The organism is Oceanobacillus sp. E9 (assembly GCF_001741975.1).
GTDB classification, from domain to species: Bacteria; Bacillota; Bacilli; order Bacillales; family Amphibacillaceae; genus Oceanobacillus; species Oceanobacillus kimchii.
Genome location: NZ_LSNA01000007.1, coordinates 134479 through 154596, shown reverse-complemented (window position 1 = coordinate 154596; position 20118 = coordinate 134479). Strand labels below are relative to the sequence as shown.

Below are 20118 nucleotides of genomic sequence, written 5' to 3'. Positions count from 1 at the left end.
TTTCAAATTAACTTATACGTATAAATTTACGCTTATCAATTATATTAATATAATTTGTACGTATAATCAATAAGTTTTTTTAAATTTTAAAATTAACTAAAAATGATAGAGTTAACCAGCTTCTCTACACGTTTAAGTTCGTGTATTGTCCTTTATAGAGGCTATCACTGTAGTAAGCAATGTATAAATTCTAAAAAGCAAGAGATATCTAACTAAATAAAAAACAGAAGAAATTGTTAGTCCTTTGTGGCCAACATTTTTCTTCTGTTGCATGTTATAAATTGAAACTTTATTGTCTCTAATAATTCCTATTATTTTATGTGTAGAAATCATAGACAATTGCACCTATCAATAATAGCCAACTAGTATTCACACTTAAAATAAACCGTTTATTTTCATAGTTGAATAAAAACTCCATTAAAAAGCGAAATAACTGCTGCATCGCTGGAATAATAAAAACGAATACAGTATATTGAGGGAACTGAGTAAATGTAAGTGGTATCGCAATTAACGTACCCGCATGAAATACTTTTTCCACTGTTTTATGCAACCGATTAACATACCTTTCTTTCGATTCAGGAATGTCTATCTGAAACTGCTTCACAAGAAACTTATTAATTGCAATACTTAAAATTACAATGCTAATTAATATCACTAAAGCTACAAACATAGATTTCATCCTAACCTCTTATATTACATCAATCCATTTAAAAATACCTCTTACTAACCAAATAATTAAGCGAATAGGCAAGACGATAATTTCAGGAATCCAAAACAGTATATCTAACACAAGATCTTTTTTGGTATAATCCTCTTTATTTTTTCTTTGCTTTCTCGTTTTAGCATTCTTTGTTTTCCACCATTCTCTCAATTGATTCTCTCCCTTTTTAATATATAACTATTGTACGATTATCTTAGAATCAATGTTTCAATTATTAAATTTCATTTCAACTCATAGTAAACGTGTTAATTTGTAATTTCAATCACACTTAGCTGACTTTGATTTAAAAATCGAACTGGTACCAAACTTGTACCTAAACCACTGTCGATATATAAAGATTGATTCTCTTTCAGTTGGTATACACTTTTTGTCTTTTTGGGAAATACCCCTTCATCAGGAGCTATTATTGGACCAATCAATGGAAACCTTACTTGTCCTCCATGAGTATGACCGCTCAAAATTAAATCAGCATCTATATCACGATATTTATCGGTCACAGCTGGAGAATGAGACAACAAGACTGTATATTCTAGGTTTTTAACATTTGTAAATGCCTTTTTCATATCCTCGTGATTTGTAGATACATCATCGATACCAACAAGATTCAAATTTATTTCTTTTATCATAATTTCTACTGAATTATTATTTAAAATCTGTACTCCTCGTTGTTCGAGTCCTGATAACAGTTCATTCCTTAAGTTATTTCCCCATTCATGATTACCAGATACAAAATAAACTTGCTGTTGAAAAGCGATTATTTCTTCTATTAAATGAAATACGTCTTGCAAACTATTAGTCTTTCTATCTATGATATCCCCAGTAATCACAACAATGTCTGGTTGCTGATTTTTTATTGTTTGTATTAACTTCTGGTTATTATCACCAAATACTTTTGCATGAAGATCGCTAATTTGAACCAATTTAATACTGGAATCATTAGTTATTTTATTGGATTTGAAATGTACTTTAGAAACTTTGAACACGTTTGTTTCATAATAAATATCAACAAGAACAGCTAATATAAATAAAGTGATAAGAACGAGAGACTTTTTTCTTGATAAACGTTTCAAAATAACAACTTCTTTCTGAAAATAAATAATTGAAAATTAATAATATCACACTTATCTCAGTTTTAATTTTTATAATTAGGGAAAAATTTAGTTTAGAAATGCTTCTAATAGGAAGGAGCTTACATAATGAAACATTTCTTGAAAGACTTTATTTTTATTATAATTGGAGCACTTTTTTATGCACTAGCTGTTAATATGTTAATCATTCCAAACAATTTTGCTGATGGTGGACTTACAGGTATGTCTATTCTCCTCCATTACGTATTTGGATGGTCTACTGGTATCGTTAACTTTATATTAGCAGCAATTATCTTAACTGTCGGATTCACTGTGTTGCCAAAAAGAAATATAATTCTAACTGCGATTACAGCAACACTGATTTCTTTATTTCTGTTCATTACAGAAAATAACATAGAACCACTGGCGGATCCTCTTGTATCTGCTATATTTGCAGGTTTCTTTAGTGGAATAGGCGCAGGATTGATTTTTCGTACTGGTAGTTCAATGGGTGGTACAAGCGTTATTGCACGAACGTTCCACCATAATTTAGGCTGGGATCTAACAAGAACAAATTTTGTTTTAGATGCAGCCGTAGTTTTAGCTGGTTTATTTTTTATTGGAACATTAAATACGATGTACACTATCATCTTATTGTTTATAGGTAAGAAAGCTACAGATCTTGTTATAGAAGGGCTGGATCCCAGAAAAGCAGTTAGTGTAATCTCCACTCATGCCACTGAAATCACAGACGTGGTAATAACTAATTTAGACACCAGCGCAACCGTATTTAAAGGTTATGGTGGTTATATGAAACAAGATGCAGACATGTCTTATATTATTATTAGCAAATATCAATTAATGAAATTAAAAAGACTTATTTACTCCGTTGATGAAAAAGCATTTGTAGTCATTCACGATGTACGAGATGTCACAGGTGGAAGCTTCGCTTGGGAGAAAAAACGTGGAAGGAAATAGAGACTGAACCTTCATTTAATGAAGGTTTTCTTTAGCTCTAATGAATGTTAGTACCACAAGGTCATGACCTAAAGACCCTTGAACAGAATAGGAGTTTTCCAGGTAAAGCTAATTTATTAATCATTATCTTATGGTAACTACTTTAGCTATTCTTCCTGCTTGGGTTTACAATTATGAGTTATTAATGTATGTTGTACTATTTACGTCATTAATTTTATAACCTCCGAAGCTGTTTCTTCCGTAGTTAGTTTTTCAGTATTAATATGTATTTGAAAGGACGCTCCAGATAATTGCTTTACATTCTTTTCGGTTCTATTCATAATCCATTCATTATTTCCATCCCCTCTCTTCATTAACCTGTCTAAAATTGTTTGTGGTTCTGCTACAAGTGTAAAGTGATGTATCTGAATTCCTTCTATTTTTAATCGTCCTATAATTTCTTGATAATATAGTTCATTTGTAAGTGTCATTGGTACGATCACAACTTTTTCTGTTTCTGTTGTTACCTTCTTTAATAAGTGGTAATTCCACATGCTCCATTCTTCATGATCCTGAAAATCTTCTTTCCATAATTCAACCGGTAGCTGTTTTTTAATTAGATAGCCTACTTCCTCTGGATCATACAAAAAGGAATTCGATATTCTTTTATGTAGTATTTTCGCAGTTTCTGTTTTTCCGACGCCAAATGTTCCATTAATCCAAACAATCATGTTACACCTTCTTTCAATCTATATTTACTCACTATATATTTCCTCTACTTCCCAATCATTTGAGTCTATTACTTCCGTAATTGTTTGTTTGATACGAGTATCTTGGGTGTCATATGGAATGTCAATCGTTATATTATTATCTGAAAAATGATAAGAAAATACTTTCCGTGAACTAGGATCAACAACCCTACTAACGTTCTCTACATCGTCCCATGCAATGTTATCTTCAGATAAGGTCCAAAAATCATTTCCATGTACCCCATTATCATCAAAATACGCATAGTGTGAAATAGAAAAGATAAATAATGGAATGGTTACAACTATCAATAATAGATGTACGACCGTTAATTTATATTCTTTTTCTTTTTTCTCCATATAGAATTTAGTTATTAAAAAGGATAATAGTATAACTGCAATTGAAATCATTGCGATTCCAAATCCTTTATAAGTTTCTACAGGACGAATAAAAATCCAATGATCATAAGAAAAAAATAATAGGTCTTGAATAAATATAACTGCTATCCCAGGAACAGCAAATGCAGAAACAAGTAAAAGTAAGCTACTGGTCAAGATATATGGAACGAGTGAATCTGCATCTATTTCACGTAGAAATTTCATATAATTCCTCCTCGACTTATATATACGAATCTACCTACTAAACAGTTTCAATATTTTCGAATTTTTAAAGTATAGTTTACTAAAATCTAGTCTTCTTTTTCATATTCATCTCTCATTCCCTTTTTAAACTTATCTTATTTTTGAGACAGAAATTTTCTTGAAGATAAGCCTAAGATAGAGGAACCTATAGGTAATGAGTTCATAATATAATACCATCATGTTATTCAGGGGGAATATTATATTATGAGCTCTTACTCATTAGAAATAAGAAAATGGTATCAGGAGAATAAAGAATACTTAAAGAAAGAATTAGAATTAATTGATAACCAGCGTGAAAAAGAAGAATACGAAAGATTATACAATCAGGTTGAAACTTTATTAGGAACTGATTTAAATTATTATAGTGAACAATATATTTATCAATTACTATCTAAAGTTTATAATTTGTATGAAAGAAATCAAAGTGAACTACATGAGAAACATAGACAGTCCTATGTATCCATAGGCAATCATCGTCTACCACCACTTCCATATAATTATGATGCTTTAGAGCCTTATATTGCCAAAGAAATTATGTATTTACACCATGATAAACATCATCAAAGCTATGTAGATGGTTTGAACAAAGCTGAAAAGAAGATGCAAGAAGCAAGACAATCAGGTGATTATGAGCTAATTAAACATTGGGAACGAGAGGCTGCTTTTAATGGTGCAGGACATTATTTGCATTCGATTTTTTGGGAAATTATGGCGCCTCATGCAGGAGGTAAACCTCGTGGAGAATTACTGCAAGCAATCGAGCGTGATTTCGGTAGCTTTGATCAGTTTAAAGCGCACTTTACACATGCAGCTGATCAAGTCGAAGGTGGGGGTTGGGCGATGCTTATCTGGGCACCTCGTTCTGGAAGAATGGAAATATTACAAGCAGAAAAACACCAAAACCTCTCTCAACAAGATATGATACCTTTATTAGTTCTTGATGTATGGGAACATGCCTATTATTTACAATATTTAAATGAGAAGAAAGATTATATTGATCAATGGTGGAATGTAGTCAATTGGCCAGCTGTCTCAGATCGATATTCTAAAGCTAAAAACCTACGTTGGAGTCTCGCTTAATAAAAATTTTACTACTTTATATAAATATAGCTTATGCGAAATCGTACTCCTAGAGCTTTTGCTTTATTTATTAATCGAAAATAGTGGGAAAAATCATCCGATCTTTCCCACTAACCTTAGTATCTTGTAATGTAGGATGTGCAATGAAGATAAACTTCAAGAATATATCTGTCTACTATAAGAACTTAATAAAAGTTAAACTTAATCCAAATACAATTAACACTAAAACTCTGAAGCTGGTTCTCAACACCAATTCATTTGGATTTATATTTTGAGTAAATACTTTTGTTCCAACCTCGTTCAGCTTTTATTTATTTCTATTTTATGAAGTTAATTGACCAGGAAAATAGCGATTTTTCAATCTCGTGGAAGTAATCTCTAGTATGATTGCAATCAACAAGATTGCATACGTGATAAATCCTACTTCTCTAAGATCAAAGTAAAATCCAGAAGCCATAAACAATTCGAAACCAATTCCGCCCGCTCCTGCAGCTGCACCCATTGCGACTGCTACTGAAAAGTTAATTTCGAATCGTAAAAATGTCCATGATAATAAATACGTAAATGTAGATGGTAGTACGCCATGAACGATAACATGCCACCATTTTGAACCCGAAGCTCTTAGTGCTTCAAGTATTCCAGCATCGACCTCCTCAAAGGATTCTGAAAAAGCCTTAACTAAGTAAGCAACGGAGTGAAACAACATTCCAAGAACAGCAGCTTCACTTCCAAGTCCAGCCGCTATGGCGAAAATAAGCACCCAAAGCACAGTAGGTACAGCTCGTACAAACGCTACAAAAATTCTTACTGTTTTCGAGATCCATGGTTTTGATAAGTTTTCTGCTGCCATTAAAGCAAGGAAAAAAGCAATAATCGCTCCTAATACCGTGGCTAAAACTCCTAATCCTAGCGTAACTCCAATTTGATATACCGCTTCCTGCCAACTAAAATGGTTTAAAGCAGGCTCTAAGAACATTACTCTTAAATTATGCCATGTTTCTGGTATTGCACGTTCTAATTGTAGGCCAGAATAATTGAAAAAGAAAAACGCTAAAATCGTTAATAGACTAAGGATCCATATTGTACTCTTCACAACTAAATCTATTTTATTCCCAGATTTTATGTTGATTTGCCCGTTCCGCTTCCGTCTCATTTTTATAGAGGCTGTCACTTGATTCATTTCCATTACAATATCACCTTCCGTATTTTGTTAGATAATAATTCAATAATAATTACGGCTATAACAATGGAAAAAGTAATCAAGGCAACAACATCATAATTCATATTTTTATAGTAAATATCAAACATATAGCCAATACCGGTACCTGTTAAAATCCCTACAAGTGTAGCACTACGTATATTTGTTTCGATCATAAATAGTATCCAACTTAACATTTGCGGGAGACTTTGTGGAATTACAGCATTATTTACGATATGAAAGTATGTAGCTCCAGTTGCACTTAGGGCTTCTACGGAACTTGGGCTAGCTTCATCTATCGTTTCAATAAATGCTCTTGTCAAAAATCCCAGCGTCCCAACAAACAATGCTAGAAAACCAGTTACCGAGTTTTGACCGAAGGAAATGAGTAATATCAATGACCAAGCTACCACGGGAATATTTCTTGAAAAGGATGCTATAAAACGAGCAAACACACTAAATATATTGTTTACTTTTGTCGTTTTTGAACCGAGTAATGCTAACGCGATTGATAGAACTGCTGCTAAAGTTGTAGCAGCAATAGACATAAAAATTGTCTCCGTTAATTTTTCTAATATTCCAGGTAATTTGATAATAGCTTCGCTGGTAATAAAAAGATTAGCAACCATCCAACCAATTGCTTGTGGGATTGTCGTAATACTCTCAAGTAAATTAAACTGAGTTATGGAGGAAGCAAAATAGGTCATTAAGATAATCACTAGTAAAAAGATTGTTGCTTGCCACTTCCCTTTTCTCATCTTTTGTTCATCCATGCGACCTGCTCCTCTATACCGTGATTAGTTCCCGCTGTTGAAAACCATAAATTGATTCTATTTTCTCTTGATATAGCAATTTACTTGGACCATCAAAAACAATTTCTCCACTTTTTAAACCGATAATGCGATCTGCATATGCTTTCGCCACTTCAACTTGGTGTAAATTTACTAAACAGGTAATTCCTAATTCATTTGTAATTTTTTTTAAATAATCCATAATAATCTTTGAAGAATTTGGATCTAGGGAAGCGATTGGTTCATCACATAGAATAATTTTTGGGTCTTGAATCAACGCACGACATATTCCAACCCTCTGCTGCTGCCCTCCACTTAATTGATCACAACGTTTATATGCATGATCAGCAATTCCTAATTTATCGAGCAATTCAAATGCTTTTTCTTTCTCTTTTTCTGTAAATCTTCCAAATATGCCTTGTAAATTTGTTTTATATCCAAATCTTCCATGTAGCACATTTTCAATTACCGTAAGTCGTGGAACTAAATTATAATGTTGGAAAATCATTCCAATATTTGTACGTAAGGATCTTAAAGACTTTTTCTTCATACCCCCTACACTTTGTCCATCTATAAATACACTACCCTCACTAATTTCTACCATTCGATTAATGCACCGAAGTAATGTAGATTTACCCGCTCCAGATGGACCAATGATGGATACAAATTCGCCTGAGCCTACTTCAAAATTAACGTTCTTTAACACTTTCGTTTCTCCATTATAGTGCTTACCAAGGTTATTCACTTCTAATAAAGCCATATGCTCACTCCTTCCGAATTAATATAAAACCAATAGATAGTCATTAAACTTATTTTGTAGCTGAAAGCTCTCGAATTGGATTAAACCATTGATCTTCAACAGGGGCAAAACGTTCATCACCAGATTTAAAAAATAAACCAGATTCATCGGAATCTTCAGGGACAAAAATCGTCTCATTATTAGCAATTTCATCAGAGCTAAATAGATTTTGAATCGTTTCAAACTCTTCATCACTGAGTAAGTTAGTATTTGCTACAAAAGGAGCATTTAAGACTGGAGTTACATTCATTAATGTAAATTCACTTCCAGTTACCGTGTTAAATGGCTCTTCAGCATTATCTTTTACTTGATATACAGATCCTACTGTGTTTTCTTCTCCTTCTACTACCTCTACATAATTTTCTACACATGTATCGCAGAATGCAGCCACATCAGCATTTCTGTTTAACAAATTAACAGCTGATCCTTGATGAGATCCACCAAATAAAACTTGTTCAAATAAAGGGCCACCTTCCATTAAATCTTCTTCCGTTAACTCCATGTCAGAAAAATTCTCTAGTATTGTTGAAGAAGGAACCACAAATCCAGAGGTTGAACTATTTGAAACAAAGGAGAATTTTTTTCCTTCAATTGTATCTAGACTAAAATCATCACCATTTTTATAATTCGTTTGGTCGTCGACATTTACAGCAAGCCAACTATGATACATTGCATCTTCTAACGTCCCTGATGGACCAGTTGGAACTACCATTGGTTTCACTGCATCATTTTTACTATTTGCCTCGATATAACCTTGTGCTCCCATAAATGCAAGTTCAGCATTATCATTTGCAATGGTTTCAATAGCGATTGCATAGTCAGTAGTTAAATGATGTTCTACTTGCTTACCAGTCTCTTCTTCTATGACATTACCAATTTCGTCTCTCGCAGCCTTCAATTCATTACCAGATTCATTAGGGTACCAAACGATATCAAGCACATCATCGCTACTTGCTCCTCCTGCACTGCCATCTGAACATGCAGTTAAGACAGACAAAATCATCACAAGCATAAGTAAACTACCAATTTTTTTACACATCGTGTATTCCTCCCAGAATATAAAATAGTATAGTTTAGAGCTATTTTTATTGAAGCATAAAAATGATGAAAATACGGTTTATTTACAGATACTTCACATTAAATTAAGACTTTTTACGCTATACCAATAATTTATTTATTGGACTTGTTATTTCACCGAGCTGAATAGGAGTACCGAATCCACCATGGTAATCCGTGCCCCCTGTCATTAATAAATCTAGTTCTTCCGCTAAAGTCTCTACTTTATCATGGTCTCTTCCCGTATGATCGGGATGATTTCTTTCTAATCCACCAAGGCCGACTTCTACTAATTCTGGAATCAAGTCATAAGATTTCAATTGACCAGGATGTGCAACAACTGCAATGCCTCCATCTTTAACAATGGCTTCTACTGCATCAAAAGCATCTATATATACAATATCTCCTGCAGCTACACCGCTATATTTAAAAAGCCGCTGATAAAGATTTCTATATTCCATCGAATCATAGGGGGCCTTTGTCAATTCATCCATGATGTGTTGTTTATAAATCGTATTACTAGGCAAAGCTTTTTGCTTAATAACTTGTTCATCGATTTGATAACCTAATTCGTTAATTTTTCTAATTTGCCAAAGTGAATGATCATTTCTGCGATGTAACAGTGGATTACATATATGTCGTATGTGATTTGCTTCTTGCTTGTAATTATATCCAAGAATATGCACCTTACGTTCCCGCTTAAAATCATAAGCAGATATTTCAATGCCAGGAATCACATTAATATCAAAATGATTAGCTTGTCGCTGAATATCTAGCCAACCGTCAACTGTATCATGATCAACAAAACTAAGATGAGTAACTCCATTTTTCTTAGCCTGCTTCATTACTTCACTTACAGCATTTGAACCGTCTGAGTAATGACTGTGAACATGTAAATCAACTTTCATACGTATTCCCTATCGTTGTTACAGGTTGATGATCATTCATATTAAAAATAGAATCACAAAGACCTTCTATAAACTCAATATCATGAAATATCCCAATAAGAGAGGTTCCACTATGCTTTAGCTTTTCAATTACTTCACGAACCTTCATTTTAGACTGTTGATCAAGGCTCGCTGTTGGTTCATCCAATAACAGAAGACGAGGTTGTTTCACCGTAGCCATAGCAATATTCAATCTCAGCTTCTCTCCACCAGAAAATGTATTGGGGTAGACATCCCAAAGTTTTTCATCTAACTCAAAATGGGTAAGAGCAGACTCTGCTTCAACCTTGGCAATAGAATGTTCTACACCCATTTCTTGAAGAGATTTTTCTACCAATTCCCGACAAGTAATACGTGGCAATACATCTAAAAATTGAGAAACATAACTGATTTCAAATTTCCGCAAGTAAATCATTTCTCTTTCTGATATTTTGGTAATATCAATTTTCCCTAGATGGTTGGAATCAAAATAAATATTCCCTTGATCCGGAAGATACGTGCGATAAATACTTTTTAAAATCGTTGATTTCCCGCTACCGCTTTTTCCGATAATCCCTAAAAATTGTCCTTCTTCTAATTTAAAATGAATATTGTTTACCGCTTGTCTTTTAACTTGTAAACGATGATTAATAAACTGTTTTCCAAAATCGCTCACTTCTAATAATGCCATGTTATCCCCTCACTTTAGTTGGATCTATAATTGGTAGTGGTAATTAATGAACCGTTGACCATTGTTTTTGTTAACATGGGATATCCATCTTCCATCTGATTAATGATTAAAATATCTGCTTTTTTCCCAGGTTTTATAGAACCCAGTTCTTCATCCATTCGTACAGCTTTGGCTGGATTTAGCGTAACCATCTTAAACATCTCATGAAGCTCTTTCTGATGTTTTTCATGTAATTGAAAAACAGCCAATAAAAGTGCAGCCGGAAAATAATCACTACATAATATATCTGCAGAGTCTTCATGGATCGCTTCGATAGCAGATAGATTTCCAGAATGAGAACCACCAAGAAGCACGTTTGGAGCTCCAACAATTGTTTGTAACCCTAGATTCTTTGCTTCTTTAGCAACATTCAATGTAATTGGAAATTCACTAATCGTCGTACCAAATGATTGAACAAGCTTTAATTTCTCTTCATTATCGTCATCATGTGAAGCAACAGCAATTCCTTTGTCATCAGCTATTTTTGCGACTTCCGCTATTTTTTCTAATGTCATTTGTTCTCGACTTTTTCGCTCTAGTATAATGACATTCACTTCTTCATCCGATAAATTTCTATATCCCTTTAATGTCTTACTAAATACCTCCAGATCACGATACTGGCCTTGTCCTGGAGTATGATCCATAAAAGAAAGCAGATGAACCTTATCATTTTCAATATTTTCTACGAGTTGTTCGATCTGCTCGATATTATCTAGTTCAAATCTAGCATGCAGGCGGTGCCTGATTAGATGTGGACGATCGTGAGTTTCATGAATTGATTCTACTAACTGTTGTACAGTTTCTGGATTCCGAATCGGCTTATGGGTAAATAAATCTTTTTTATAAAAAGAAAGGGAGTGAAAAATCGTTGTTATACCATGACTAATTAATATTTTCTCTGCTTCTCTTAGACTAATATCCATATCCATCATGCTAGTAGGTCTAGGAGAAACAATAGATTCAATATAATCAGAATGAATGTCAATAAACCCTGGTGATATGAATCCTCCATTTGCATTAATAAATTCTACATTCGAGATTTTAATAGCTTCTTCTTCCGTAACCAGATCTTTAATTCTGTCCCCTTCAATAAGGACTGCATGGCCAGATAAAATTGAGTCTTCCATAATGATGTTTCCATTGTGAATTACGTACAATATAGACAACCTCCTATAATAATGAATAGACGAGCTGTTGTGTATAAGCATGGAAAGGATCTTCTAAAATTTGATCAGTTAACCCTTGTTCGATAATTTTCCCGTTTAACATCACAATTGTTCTGTCGGCTAACATTCGAATAACAGCTAAATCATGAGAAACCACTACTATACTGATTCCAAATTCGAGTTGAATATTTTTAATTAAATCTAGAACATCTGCTTGTACAGAAAGGTCTAATCCAGTTGTTACTTCATCTAAAAATAATACTGGTGGATTATTTGACAATGCTTTTGCAATTTGCACGCGTTGCTGCATTCCCCCAGAAAAAAATTTCGGTTCTTCTTTCATTCGAAATGTGGGAATATGTACCGTTTCTAACAGGCGTTTTCCAGTCGATTCCATTTGGTTCACATTCCGGTTTCCTGCTGCAATTTGCTTTTCTGCAATATTTCCAATAGATGAAAAATCCATTTTTAGTCCATTTGCTGGATTTTGATAAACCATTCCATAATGATGATTACGAATATACCGTTTTTGTTGAGCAGATAAATCAACTAAATTTTGACCTTGAAAATCTTTATGATCAACATACATTTCTCCAGATGTCACATCTGAATCGAAATACATGCATTTCATCAGGCTAGACTTGCCGCTTCCACTTTCTCCCACAACGCCAAGGATCTCTCCTGGAAACAAATCAAATGAAATATCTTGGCAAGCATACACCGTTCCACATTCTGGACAATAATTTTGGTTCAAAACTCTTGTCTCAGGATTCATACAAAGATCGCAACCGGGACCAAATTGTTTATTTAAATTCTGAATAGAGAGTGTTGGATTCTCAAACATCAATCGATTCCACCTCTTTGGTATTCATATTGTTGAGTCTTTCAATACAATAGCTTGTATCATTACATTGATAAATGGTTTCATGTGTTTTTTCATCAACTAGTTCATCTAGGAATACATCGCTAGCTCCACAAAGCTTACATTGCTTACCTGTGAAATTTTCTTTTGCAAAAGGATAATCATTAAATGCAAGTGATTCGATTGGTGTAAATGGTGGGACAGCATATATTTTCTTTTCCCGTCCAGCCCCTAGCAAAATTAATGCTTCTGATTGGTGCATCTTTGAATTATCAAATCTTGGAATTGGACTTGGAGCCATAATGTAATGATTATTTACCATTACAGGATGATCCGCATTTGTCGTTTGTCTGCCATATCGAATGATTTGCTCAAATAACATCATCCAAATTCCGCTATATTCTTGTTCTGCGTGTAAATTTTTAGTAATTGCTTCCTTCGATTCGTATGCTCTTAATGGCTCTGGCATTGGAACTTGTAAAACAAGTATTTGATTCGGCGTTAGTGGGACTTCTGGTATTCGATGTCTAGATTGTATAAGCGTTGCGTCTTGTGTTTTTTCCGTTACTTCAATATTGGTAGTTGATTGAACAAGTTTTTTAATACTGACTGCATTAACCGACTCATCTGCTCCTTGATCAATTACCTTTAAAATATCTTCTTTTCCAACAAGTGAAAGGGTTAGCTGCAGTCCACCTGTCCCCCAACCTCTTCCTATTGGCATTTCTCGAGATGAGAAAGGTACTTGATACCCTGGAATTGCAACTGCTTTTAACGTTGCCCTCCGTATTTCTTTTTTCGAACTTTCATCCAAAAATGCAAAATGGGTCTCTTGATGAATCATGTTTCATTTCCTCCCTTCTTCACATTGCGAATACTGTCTAATTTTGATTGGAACGTAACATAATGCGGAAGTTTTAAATGAGAAATAAAACCTGTCGATTCAACGGAATCAATGTGAAGTAAAACAAATTCTTCATCATGTGTTGGATAAGGAGCCTGATTGTTTTCCAAGCATTGATCGAGAATACTCATTGCAATTGCTTTTGTTTCATTCTGACCAAAGCATGCCCCATAACCAATTTCAAACTGTAGTTCTTTCGTTTTTTTATCTATCTCCTTCATTACGGGTACGAAGGATTCAACTTCTGTGATCGTAATTTCACCAATATAATAATCTTCATCTTTGTCTTCTCCAGCTTCATGAGGAGGAGATACATAAATCGGAACAGAACCTACACGAACTTCCCCTACTGTCGGATGAACTTGACCATACCCTCTTAGAGAAGCATAACCCAATGATGTAACTGCGCCCGTCTGTCCTCGAGTCAATACTTGCAACCTTTCGCTACGTGAGGAAGGAAAGGAAAGGCTCCTCTTTGTTACGTCATCTGGTAGTTGATCATCAAACGGATAAGTTTCGAATAATCCTTCCTCTCTTAAATAATCCACTACCTTCGGAAAGAAAAGTAATTCGTCGGTGTCTTCCAATTGCACATCTTGAAATTGTTCTAACCATCTTTCTATTTCAGCTTTAGTTTCATAGATTAAATTAAAGTCTAGTAATCGATGTGTATAATCATACGTAGCTCCTAAAATTTGCCCGCCTGGAATATCTTTAAAGCTAGCTGATATTCTTCTTTCGACGAACATAGACGCTGTTTCTATTGTTCTACTATAATAACGTCTTGGTAATGTAGAACGGTGGGCACGAAGTAAGAAAACAGCTTCTTCCATACTGCCCTCAGCTTGTTTGATAGCCAGTGCAGCTAAATATGGATTGTATAAGCTTGCCTCCGACATCACCTGATCCACAAGTTGTCGCATTGTCGCCAAAATAGTTTCCACTTCGATGATTGATTTTTCTCTCAGCCGTTCATATTTCAAACGGTCAATAGAGGCTTCTATTGCTTCTGTGCCCCCTTTAACAGCAACATACCCCATTATCTATCTGCCCCTCTCCTATGTACTTTTGTCGTTCTAGGTATACAGACAATATTCGAATTTTGATCCGTAAATATTAAATCTATTCCAAGTGGATATTCTTTTATTTTTTCGTCTCTTTCCCACCAAAATTCCTCAGAGACTTCTAATCCAATGCTATGTGTTTCTTTAATTCCCGGACCAGATAATTCAAGATTTCCATTTTCTATTATGTTTTGTTGTTCAACCATTAACGTTGCAGACTGATGTGGGTCGGATAAAGTACCGACGCAACCTTTTTTTAACGTTTTTATTAAATCTCCAGGGTCTGTATTGTTTTTGACAATGATATAGTCTGCTTTTTCAATTGGTACCTGTGTCGCAACTGTATATTGAGACAGCAAATTCGCAAGCTTCGTATCATTCGCTATTACATGAAAGTTCACCTCTGCATCAAATAATGTTAAAGCAACTAAGAATGTAGCAGGGAAGCAATGCAACTCATGTTCAAGTTTGAATTCTACCGATGAAATTTTTCCCGGCTTCGACATGCTATCAAGAATTTTCCGATATGTGTGTTGTGTATCGTGAACAAAATTAGTGACCATAAAAATCCCTCCTTATATAGGAATTTATTCAACATCCATTGTGTCAAAATGTACTTTTGTCTTGAGTAATTCCTGCTGCTTTTTTACTTTTTGCATATGAATTTTTTGTTCTTCTTTAATCAGGAGTTCATTCCAATTAATGATTTCTGGCAATTTCGCTTTATATGCAGCATCAATAATGGCTAAATTATTCGCTAGGTCATCTTTCATACCAACTATGATTCCAACTCCTATTTGACCACTAACCTCAACCTTTGCCTCTGTGACAAGCACTTCCCCGATATGAAATAGGGACTGTTGTGCTGTTTCACGCATTTTCATCATCGTAAGACTATAAGATGGTGGTGAAAATTCCTGCCATTGATATTTCTTTTTAATTTCTTCCGCAAGGTTATCTACTAAACTCGCATCTCCCTGAATAAGAATTTCAGTTCTACGTTTCCGATTCATTTTTCATAACCTCCTTTACAAATTAATCCTAACTTGTCGCCAAGTTATTGTGTGTTAAGAAGTGGTTAAGTATATGTAAAGGAATATACAAAATGGCTTGTGTCATTGGAGATCCTAGTGTTGATACAAAAAAGCAAGGACCAATCTCTAACATTAGATTGGTCCCTGCTTATGGAATAGTAGAAATATCATATTTAAATGTATCACTTCTATAAAGTATTTTCGTATATTCTAAAATCTGATTGGTTTCTTTATCTGTGCAGTCCGTTTCTACTACAATTAATGGAATCATACTTTTACATTCCAATAATTGTTGTTCTTCTAAGGTTGGAAAAGTAACACTTAAAATTGATTTGCTACTTGTAAACTTTTTAATTCCTTGTTGTCTATAAAAACGAAACATAGATAAAATTTCTGGTCCTTCTTCTATAATGTTTGGAACGGTTGATTCTTTTACAAAAGAATAGTGAATTGCAATAATTTCTCCATTAATATAACGTAATCTTACAACCTGATAGACATTGTCATTTTCACTTGCATGTAATCGATTAAATACAGATTGATTATAGCCAATTTTTTTGAACAAAACATTTTTCGTTTGTAAATCATATCCCATCTGCTCCATTTTTTCTGTGAAGCTAGTATCTCCAGTTAAAGGCAACTTTATTTGAACCGATTTTCCTTTTAAAAAGCGTCCCTTTCCTTGGGATGACTGAATAAATCCCCTCTCTTCTAGAGTATTAAATGCATTTCTAACCGTCATTCTTGGAACTTTATACATTTCTGCTAACGCATTTTCCGAGGGGAATTTTTCTCCTGGTTGTATCCTTTTTTGTTTAATCTGATTCATGAGATCATCTACAATCAGCATTTCTTTATTTTCCAAAAGACTCCTCCTCTCGATACCTATTTTATCGTATCATGTATGTCTAATCTACAAACAATTATATAGCTGAGTCAATATCATAAGTGATAGGTTTAATTTAAAAAACGAACATTTTTGTAATATTTATATAATAATGTTTCGGGTTATAATAATAACTTGGCTTTGATTTAAATGAAAGACGGCGACTCCTGCAGGATCAGCACGAGCTGAAGATCCACTTGAAAAGTGTTCTTCTTTTCAAGTTAGCTGAAGCCTTGCCTGTGGAAAGCGTCCGTCTGCAATGGAAATCAAACAGCACAACATTCGGATTTTATACCAAATATATTAATTATGAAATTGATTCAGCTTTATAAAATAGGAGAAAATCGGTTAATATATTTTGGAGTTTACTATTTTAGTCTTTTGGGAATTGTCATATATATTCCAATGAAAGGAGTTTTATCATGAAAAAGATACTCTTTATTCAAACTGGGATGGGAATAGATGTACACGGTCAAGATATAACGAAAGCAGCGACTAGAGCCGTGCAAAATGCTATTTGGTCAAACTCCATGCCAGGAATTGAGAAAAGCCTACCAGATAACCGTCTAGAAAACATGAAAGTAACGGTTCGTATAGCAGTCCCTCTTGATCGAGATAATTTAGATATTAGTAAAATTAAAGAAACCATCCCATATGGAACGGTAGAAGTGGATGTTACGGATGGAGGAATGGCTACGTCAAGTGGTATTATTTTAGAAGATACAGAGGACGAAAATGATTTAATGTATATCGTAAACGCTGCCGTAGAAGTAGGATACTAGAAAAAGCATATTCAAATTGAAGACAGTTTTCACAAAGCGGTTATGACATAAGGTTATAAACGATAAAATCGAATAAGATCTTGATAATTCGCTTCAGAAATATACTCCGCTTATCCTACGGCGACTGGTGAGCCTCCGGATGCTCCGCATTCCAGGGGGCTTACCCATGTTTTGCTCCCACAGCTTCGACCGCATTACATCGCACGTAAAAAATCGATTTTTGATTTTCAAGGAGTGACCGTATATTTCTTACGCTTGTTCTAGCTATCTATTATTCGTCATTTAATCCAGAATATTTCTTATGTCAAAACCTCTTTTTAGTTTTGGCTCACATGTAAGCTGGATTTTGGGCTCGTTGAGCGATACCAATGTAAACATAATATAAAGATGATTACGATATCAATTGCATCACCACCATAATACATGAGTATTCCACCGGCTTCTGCTTGTTCTTTTGATACTCCTACTGGAGGGTTTGCATAAATAAACTTCGATAATATACCATGCCCAGCCAAAGCAAATACAAACACAACTGCTCGATACAAATAGCTAAACCGATGTGGCGTGGGGTCAATATAAATCATTGAAATAGTAAATAGATAACCAGCTGCAAATATATGAAAATGAACTATAAGATGGACGAATATATTTTCATGCATGAGCATATATAAGTTGGTTGTGTAAAGTACCCATAAACCGCCTATATTTAGTACTGACGCGATTATTGGATGTCGTACCAGACTAAAGAATGGTGTTTTTAATAGTTTTGATAAAATTCGCGCATGCTGAACTGGTAGCATACGTAGTAGTAATGTAGTTGGCGCTGCAAGGGCTAGTAATAGAGGTGCCAACATGCCTAATAATAAATGACTTAGCATATGAGCAGTAAAATGCCTATGCGCTAATTCAGCTATTGGTCCTACTAATGAAACACCGACTAATAGAAAGCCAATTAACCATAATATGTACCTATAGAATGGCCAAGTGCCCAAGTGTTTTTTTTTATTTGAAATTAATCCTGCTCCAATATAAGTAATTATTAAGATTAAAACCACTACAGCAATTAACCAATCCATCGACTGCAAACCACTTTCATGATGTCCATGATTAATCATCCAGATTCATTCCTTTTAAAGGATTCGCTTTCCTGCGTGTCTGAAAAACTAATATCGCCCCAATAACAATCAATAATCCCGCCACGGAGTTCCAAACAATATCATAAACAATAACATTATCAACATAACGTATTTGATGAATTTTCATGATTTTATGTTGTACCGTTCCATCATATAATTGAAACAGACCTGCACCTAATAAGATACTCCCAATCCATCGCTTTAGCCAAAGTGCATTTCTCCGTCGAAGATCTGCAAATAAAAACAATCCTCCTATCGTTGCAAACCAGCTAAATGCATGAAATAGACCATCTGAAATCAATCCGATTTCGGTTGTTGATCGATCATAAAAGTGATGCCAATGTAATAACTGATGAAAAACCACTTCATCGATAAATGCTACTAATCCAATTCCAAACAACAATCCCGACAAGAGATTACGTCCAGCATACTTTGACTTTGTCGAATATAATGATGTTTCATTAACATTTTTAGATAGGATACCCATAGTGTAAACCTCCGATCTTAGATATAACTATTTATACCCTATAACACCCCCCTCCATTCTAGGTCTTGAGCACTACAATAGTAATATGACATATTTCTACATTCAATCAGGCTTGATATATCAAGAGCTTACTTATTATCTTTCAAAATATTTTTCTTCTATTACAATTTAATCTCAATATAGAAATAAGTAGATTTCATAAAACGATACTGTAAAAAATCTGAATTACACTGTTTGTTTTTCTTTACAGACGAACGCTTTTTAACAGGAAACGACTTTAATCTTTGTGTTCGATAAAGCGCAAGAAGTATAAATAGACTCTTGTGGTAGAAAAGACGAGTCCTCGGATTGTGTTTACAAATAGAGGCTCGCTAACCGCTTATCGGTTAGGCTTAGTATATTTCTGAAGTGATTTTCAAAAACAATCCATAGAATTTTATATTATGAAACTACATATCAATATCAATTGCAAATATTATTTTATCCGTTGTTTAATTTTTTCTGGAATAGATTCACTTTTTATGCCATGTCCCTCTTTTTTCGTCCACGCTTTGACTTCATAACCTTTTGCAACTATTCCTCCTTCACGTTTAAAAACATGTTCCACTCGCATTGTTCGATCGGTTATTTTTGTAATTTCGGAGTAAATATCCACCAAATCTTCAAAATATATCGGAGAATAATACTCACAAAATGTTTCGATTAGCGGGAGTAGTATATGCTTTTCTTTATAAAGGACGGAAATTGGTAAAATGGTTTTCCCGATCAACTCTGTTGTAGCTTGATCCATCCATTTATAAAAATTAGGATAAAAAACTATCCCAGCAGCATCAGTATCTCCAAAATAAGCTTTTACTTGATAGATATTGTTCACAATGAAAATCCTTTCTTTGTTCCTGCATAGGTACTTATAAAATTTGTGTGTTGGGAAGAACGAAATAAATGAACAGTCACGTCTAGCTAGCTCGGAAAACGAAGTAAATTTCTGAAGTGGATTTCATGATATGCCTTTTGGATATATAATTATGTGACAACCGCCCCTTAAAAACAGGGGCGCAGTTTGTACATTGTTAAACGGGGCTTT

General features: G+C 34.2%; 24 protein-coding genes. 3 read left to right on the top strand and 21 right to left on the bottom strand.

The genetic code is table 11. The annotated features are described in order from the left end of the window. Positions 1-316: 316 nt before the first annotated feature. From AQ616_RS10380 to AQ616_RS10370, 3 genes are all read right to left on the bottom strand, one after another. On the bottom strand, positions 317-670 hold the full coding sequence (locus AQ616_RS10380) for a DUF4181 domain-containing protein (protein ID WP_039819592.1): 354 nt from the start codon (positions 668-670) through the stop codon (positions 317-319). Positions 671-688: 18 nt separating this feature from the next. After that, complete coding sequence (locus AQ616_RS10375; protein ID WP_017796117.1) at positions 689-871, bottom strand: hypothetical protein; 183 nt, start codon at positions 869-871, stop codon at positions 689-691. Between the two features lie 95 nt (positions 872-966). After that, positions 967-1791, bottom strand: coding sequence for a metallophosphoesterase (locus AQ616_RS10370; protein ID WP_069685747.1), 825 nt, complete (start codon positions 1789-1791; stop codon positions 967-969). A gap of 126 nt (positions 1792-1917) precedes the next feature. Between AQ616_RS10370 and AQ616_RS10365 the strand changes: the two genes are divergently transcribed. Next, positions 1918-2766 (top strand): YitT family protein, encoded by an 849-nt coding sequence (locus AQ616_RS10365; RefSeq protein WP_069685746.1) that lies wholly within the window; start codon positions 1918-1920, stop codon positions 2764-2766. Positions 2767-2966: 200 nt separating this feature from the next. Here AQ616_RS10365 and AQ616_RS10360 read toward each other — a convergent pair whose 3' ends face one another. Both AQ616_RS10360 and AQ616_RS10355 read right to left on the bottom strand, forming a co-directional pair. Further along, positions 2967-3476: an AAA family ATPase gene (locus tag AQ616_RS10360; RefSeq protein ID WP_017796114.1), complete on the bottom strand. Its 510-nt coding sequence runs from the start codon at positions 3474-3476 to the stop codon at positions 2967-2969. Positions 3477-3500: 24 nt separating this feature from the next. Further along, positions 3501-4094, bottom strand: coding sequence for a hypothetical protein (locus AQ616_RS10355; protein ID WP_069685745.1), 594 nt, complete (start codon positions 4092-4094; stop codon positions 3501-3503). A 243-nt stretch (positions 4095-4337) separates the two neighbouring features. Here AQ616_RS10355 and AQ616_RS10350 point away from each other — a divergent pair, with 243 nt between their 5' ends. Beyond that, complete coding sequence (locus AQ616_RS10350) at positions 4338-5213, top strand: superoxide dismutase (protein WP_069685744.1); 876 nt, start codon at positions 4338-4340, stop codon at positions 5211-5213. A gap of 322 nt (positions 5214-5535) precedes the next feature. Here AQ616_RS10350 and phnE (AQ616_RS10345) read toward each other — a convergent pair whose 3' ends face one another. From phnE (AQ616_RS10345) to AQ616_RS10285, 13 genes are all read right to left on the bottom strand, one after another. Next, entirely contained in the window at positions 5536-6399 is an 864-nt protein-coding gene (phnE, locus tag AQ616_RS10345) for a phosphonate ABC transporter, permease protein PhnE (RefSeq protein WP_069685743.1), read from the bottom strand. Then, complete coding sequence (gene phnE, locus AQ616_RS10340; RefSeq protein WP_017796109.1) at positions 6399-7184, bottom strand: phosphonate ABC transporter, permease protein PhnE; 786 nt, start codon at positions 7182-7184, stop codon at positions 6399-6401. Before phnE (AQ616_RS10340) ends, phnE (AQ616_RS10345) begins: the two co-directional genes overlap by 1 nt. Positions 7185-7197: 13 nt before the next feature. Continuing rightward, complete coding sequence (gene phnC, locus AQ616_RS10335) at positions 7198-7962, bottom strand: phosphonate ABC transporter ATP-binding protein (protein ID WP_017796108.1); 765 nt, start codon at positions 7960-7962, stop codon at positions 7198-7200. Between the two features lie 49 nt (positions 7963-8011). After that, positions 8012-9040 carry a PhnD/SsuA/transferrin family substrate-binding protein gene (locus AQ616_RS10330; protein WP_069685742.1) on the bottom strand — a complete coding sequence of 343 codons (1029 nt, stop codon included), beginning with the start codon at positions 9038-9040 and terminating at the stop codon, positions 8012-8014. 118 nt (positions 9041-9158) lie between these two features. Beyond that, the gene (locus AQ616_RS10325) at positions 9159-9965 is read right to left on the bottom strand and encodes a PHP domain-containing protein (protein ID WP_069685741.1); all 807 of its coding nucleotides are present in this window, start codon (positions 9963-9965) and stop codon (positions 9159-9161) included. Continuing rightward, a complete protein-coding gene (gene phnL, locus AQ616_RS10320; RefSeq protein WP_069685740.1) occupies positions 9955-10674 on the bottom strand; it encodes a phosphonate C-P lyase system protein PhnL in 720 nt (239 codons plus the stop codon). Before phnL ends, AQ616_RS10325 begins: the two co-directional genes overlap by 11 nt. 14 nt (positions 10675-10688) lie before the next feature. Further along, on the bottom strand, positions 10689-11870 hold the full coding sequence (phnM, locus tag AQ616_RS10315) for a phosphonate metabolism protein PhnM (protein WP_017796104.1): 1182 nt from the start codon (positions 11868-11870) through the stop codon (positions 10689-10691). A gap of 13 nt (positions 11871-11883) precedes the next feature. Then, positions 11884-12723 (bottom strand): ATP-binding cassette domain-containing protein, encoded by an 840-nt coding sequence (locus AQ616_RS10310; RefSeq protein WP_069685739.1) that lies wholly within the window; start codon positions 12721-12723, stop codon positions 11884-11886. Further along, the gene (locus tag AQ616_RS10305) at positions 12716-13585 is read right to left on the bottom strand and encodes an alpha-D-ribose 1-methylphosphonate 5-phosphate C-P-lyase PhnJ (RefSeq protein ID WP_017796102.1); all 870 of its coding nucleotides are present in this window, start codon (positions 13583-13585) and stop codon (positions 12716-12718) included. Before AQ616_RS10305 ends, AQ616_RS10310 begins: the two co-directional genes overlap by 8 nt. After that, positions 13582-14685 carry a carbon-phosphorus lyase complex subunit PhnI gene (locus AQ616_RS10300; protein ID WP_069685738.1) on the bottom strand — a complete coding sequence of 368 codons (1104 nt, stop codon included), beginning with the start codon at positions 14683-14685 and terminating at the stop codon, positions 13582-13584. Before AQ616_RS10300 ends, AQ616_RS10305 begins: the two co-directional genes overlap by 4 nt. Continuing rightward, positions 14685-15272 carry a phosphonate C-P lyase system protein PhnH gene (gene phnH / locus AQ616_RS10295; RefSeq protein ID WP_017796100.1) on the bottom strand — a complete coding sequence of 196 codons (588 nt, stop codon included), beginning with the start codon at positions 15270-15272 and terminating at the stop codon, positions 14685-14687. The genes AQ616_RS10300 and phnH overlap by 1 nt, the downstream gene beginning before the upstream one ends. A gap of 24 nt (positions 15273-15296) precedes the next feature. After that, entirely contained in the window at positions 15297-15722 is a 426-nt protein-coding gene (gene phnG / locus AQ616_RS10290; protein ID WP_017796099.1) for a phosphonate C-P lyase system protein PhnG, read from the bottom strand. 169 nt (positions 15723-15891) lie between these two features. Then, positions 15892-16608 (bottom strand): GntR family transcriptional regulator, encoded by a 717-nt coding sequence (locus AQ616_RS10285; RefSeq protein WP_084822464.1) that lies wholly within the window; start codon positions 16606-16608, stop codon positions 15892-15894. 443 nt (positions 16609-17051) lie between these two features. Between AQ616_RS10285 and AQ616_RS10280 the strand changes: the two genes are divergently transcribed. Beyond that, on the top strand, positions 17052-17411 hold the full coding sequence (locus tag AQ616_RS10280; RefSeq protein WP_069685737.1) for a Lin0512 family protein: 360 nt from the start codon (positions 17052-17054) through the stop codon (positions 17409-17411). Positions 17412-17728: 317 nt separating this feature from the next. Here AQ616_RS10280 and AQ616_RS10275 read toward each other — a convergent pair whose 3' ends face one another. The 3 genes from AQ616_RS10275 to AQ616_RS10265 form a co-directional block, all read right to left on the bottom strand. Then, positions 17729-18526, bottom strand: a complete 798-nt coding sequence (locus AQ616_RS10275; RefSeq protein ID WP_069685736.1) for a cytochrome c oxidase assembly protein — start codon at positions 18524-18526, stop codon at positions 17729-17731. Beyond that, a complete protein-coding gene (locus AQ616_RS10270; RefSeq protein ID WP_069685995.1) occupies positions 18519-19028 on the bottom strand; it encodes a DUF2243 domain-containing protein in 510 nt (169 codons plus the stop codon). The genes AQ616_RS10275 and AQ616_RS10270 overlap by 8 nt, the downstream gene beginning before the upstream one ends. 481 nt (positions 19029-19509) lie before the next feature. Next, complete coding sequence (locus tag AQ616_RS10265; protein ID WP_017796094.1) at positions 19510-19908, bottom strand: acyl-CoA thioesterase; 399 nt, start codon at positions 19906-19908, stop codon at positions 19510-19512. Positions 19909-20118 lie beyond the last annotated feature (210 nt).

What these genes read in the sequence shown, in the direction of transcription:
- AQ616_RS10380 (WP_039819592.1), bottom strand. Translation starts at nt 670, where the DNA reads ATGTTTGTAGCTTTAGTGATATTAATTAGCATTGTAATTTTAAGTATT.
- AQ616_RS10365 (WP_069685746.1), top strand. Translation starts at nt 1,918, where the DNA reads ATGAAACATTTCTTGAAAGACTTTATTTTTATTATAATTGGAGCACTT.
- AQ616_RS10360 (WP_017796114.1), bottom strand. Translation starts at nt 3,476, where the DNA reads ATGATTGTTTGGATTAATGGAACATTTGGCGTCGGAAAAACAGAAACT.
- AQ616_RS10355 (WP_069685745.1), bottom strand. Translation starts at nt 4,094, where the DNA reads ATGAAATTTCTACGTGAAATAGATGCAGATTCACTCGTTCCATATATC.
- AQ616_RS10350 (WP_069685744.1), top strand. Translation starts at nt 4,338, where the DNA reads ATGAGCTCTTACTCATTAGAAATAAGAAAATGGTATCAGGAGAATAAA.
- phnE (WP_069685743.1), bottom strand. Translation starts at nt 6,399, where the DNA reads ATGGAAATGAATCAAGTGACAGCCTCTATAAAAATGAGACGGAAGCGG.
- phnE (WP_017796109.1), bottom strand. Translation starts at nt 7,184, where the DNA reads ATGGATGAACAAAAGATGAGAAAAGGGAAGTGGCAAGCAACAATCTTT.
- phnC (WP_017796108.1), bottom strand. Translation starts at nt 7,962, where the DNA reads ATGGCTTTATTAGAAGTGAATAACCTTGGTAAGCACTATAATGGAGAA.
- AQ616_RS10330 (WP_069685742.1), bottom strand. Translation starts at nt 9,040, where the DNA reads ATGTGTAAAAAAATTGGTAGTTTACTTATGCTTGTGATGATTTTGTCT.
- AQ616_RS10325 (WP_069685741.1), bottom strand. Translation starts at nt 9,965, where the DNA reads ATGAAAGTTGATTTACATGTTCACAGTCATTACTCAGACGGTTCAAAT.
- phnL (WP_069685740.1), bottom strand. Translation starts at nt 10,674, where the DNA reads ATGGCATTATTAGAAGTGAGCGATTTTGGAAAACAGTTTATTAATCAT.
- AQ616_RS10310 (WP_069685739.1), bottom strand. Translation starts at nt 12,723, where the DNA reads ATGTTTGAGAATCCAACACTCTCTATTCAGAATTTAAATAAACAATTT.
- AQ616_RS10305 (WP_017796102.1), bottom strand. Translation starts at nt 13,585, where the DNA reads ATGATTCATCAAGAGACCCATTTTGCATTTTTGGATGAAAGTTCGAAA.
- AQ616_RS10300 (WP_069685738.1), bottom strand. Translation starts at nt 14,685, where the DNA reads ATGGGGTATGTTGCTGTTAAAGGGGGCACAGAAGCAATAGAAGCCTCT.
- phnH (WP_017796100.1), bottom strand. Translation starts at nt 15,272, where the DNA reads ATGGTCACTAATTTTGTTCACGATACACAACACACATATCGGAAAATT.
- phnG (WP_017796099.1), bottom strand. Translation starts at nt 15,722, where the DNA reads ATGAATCGGAAACGTAGAACTGAAATTCTTATTCAGGGAGATGCGAGT.
- AQ616_RS10280 (WP_069685737.1), top strand. Translation starts at nt 17,052, where the DNA reads ATGAAAAAGATACTCTTTATTCAAACTGGGATGGGAATAGATGTACAC.
- AQ616_RS10275 (WP_069685736.1), bottom strand. Translation starts at nt 18,526, where the DNA reads ATGATTAATCATGGACATCATGAAAGTGGTTTGCAGTCGATGGATTGG.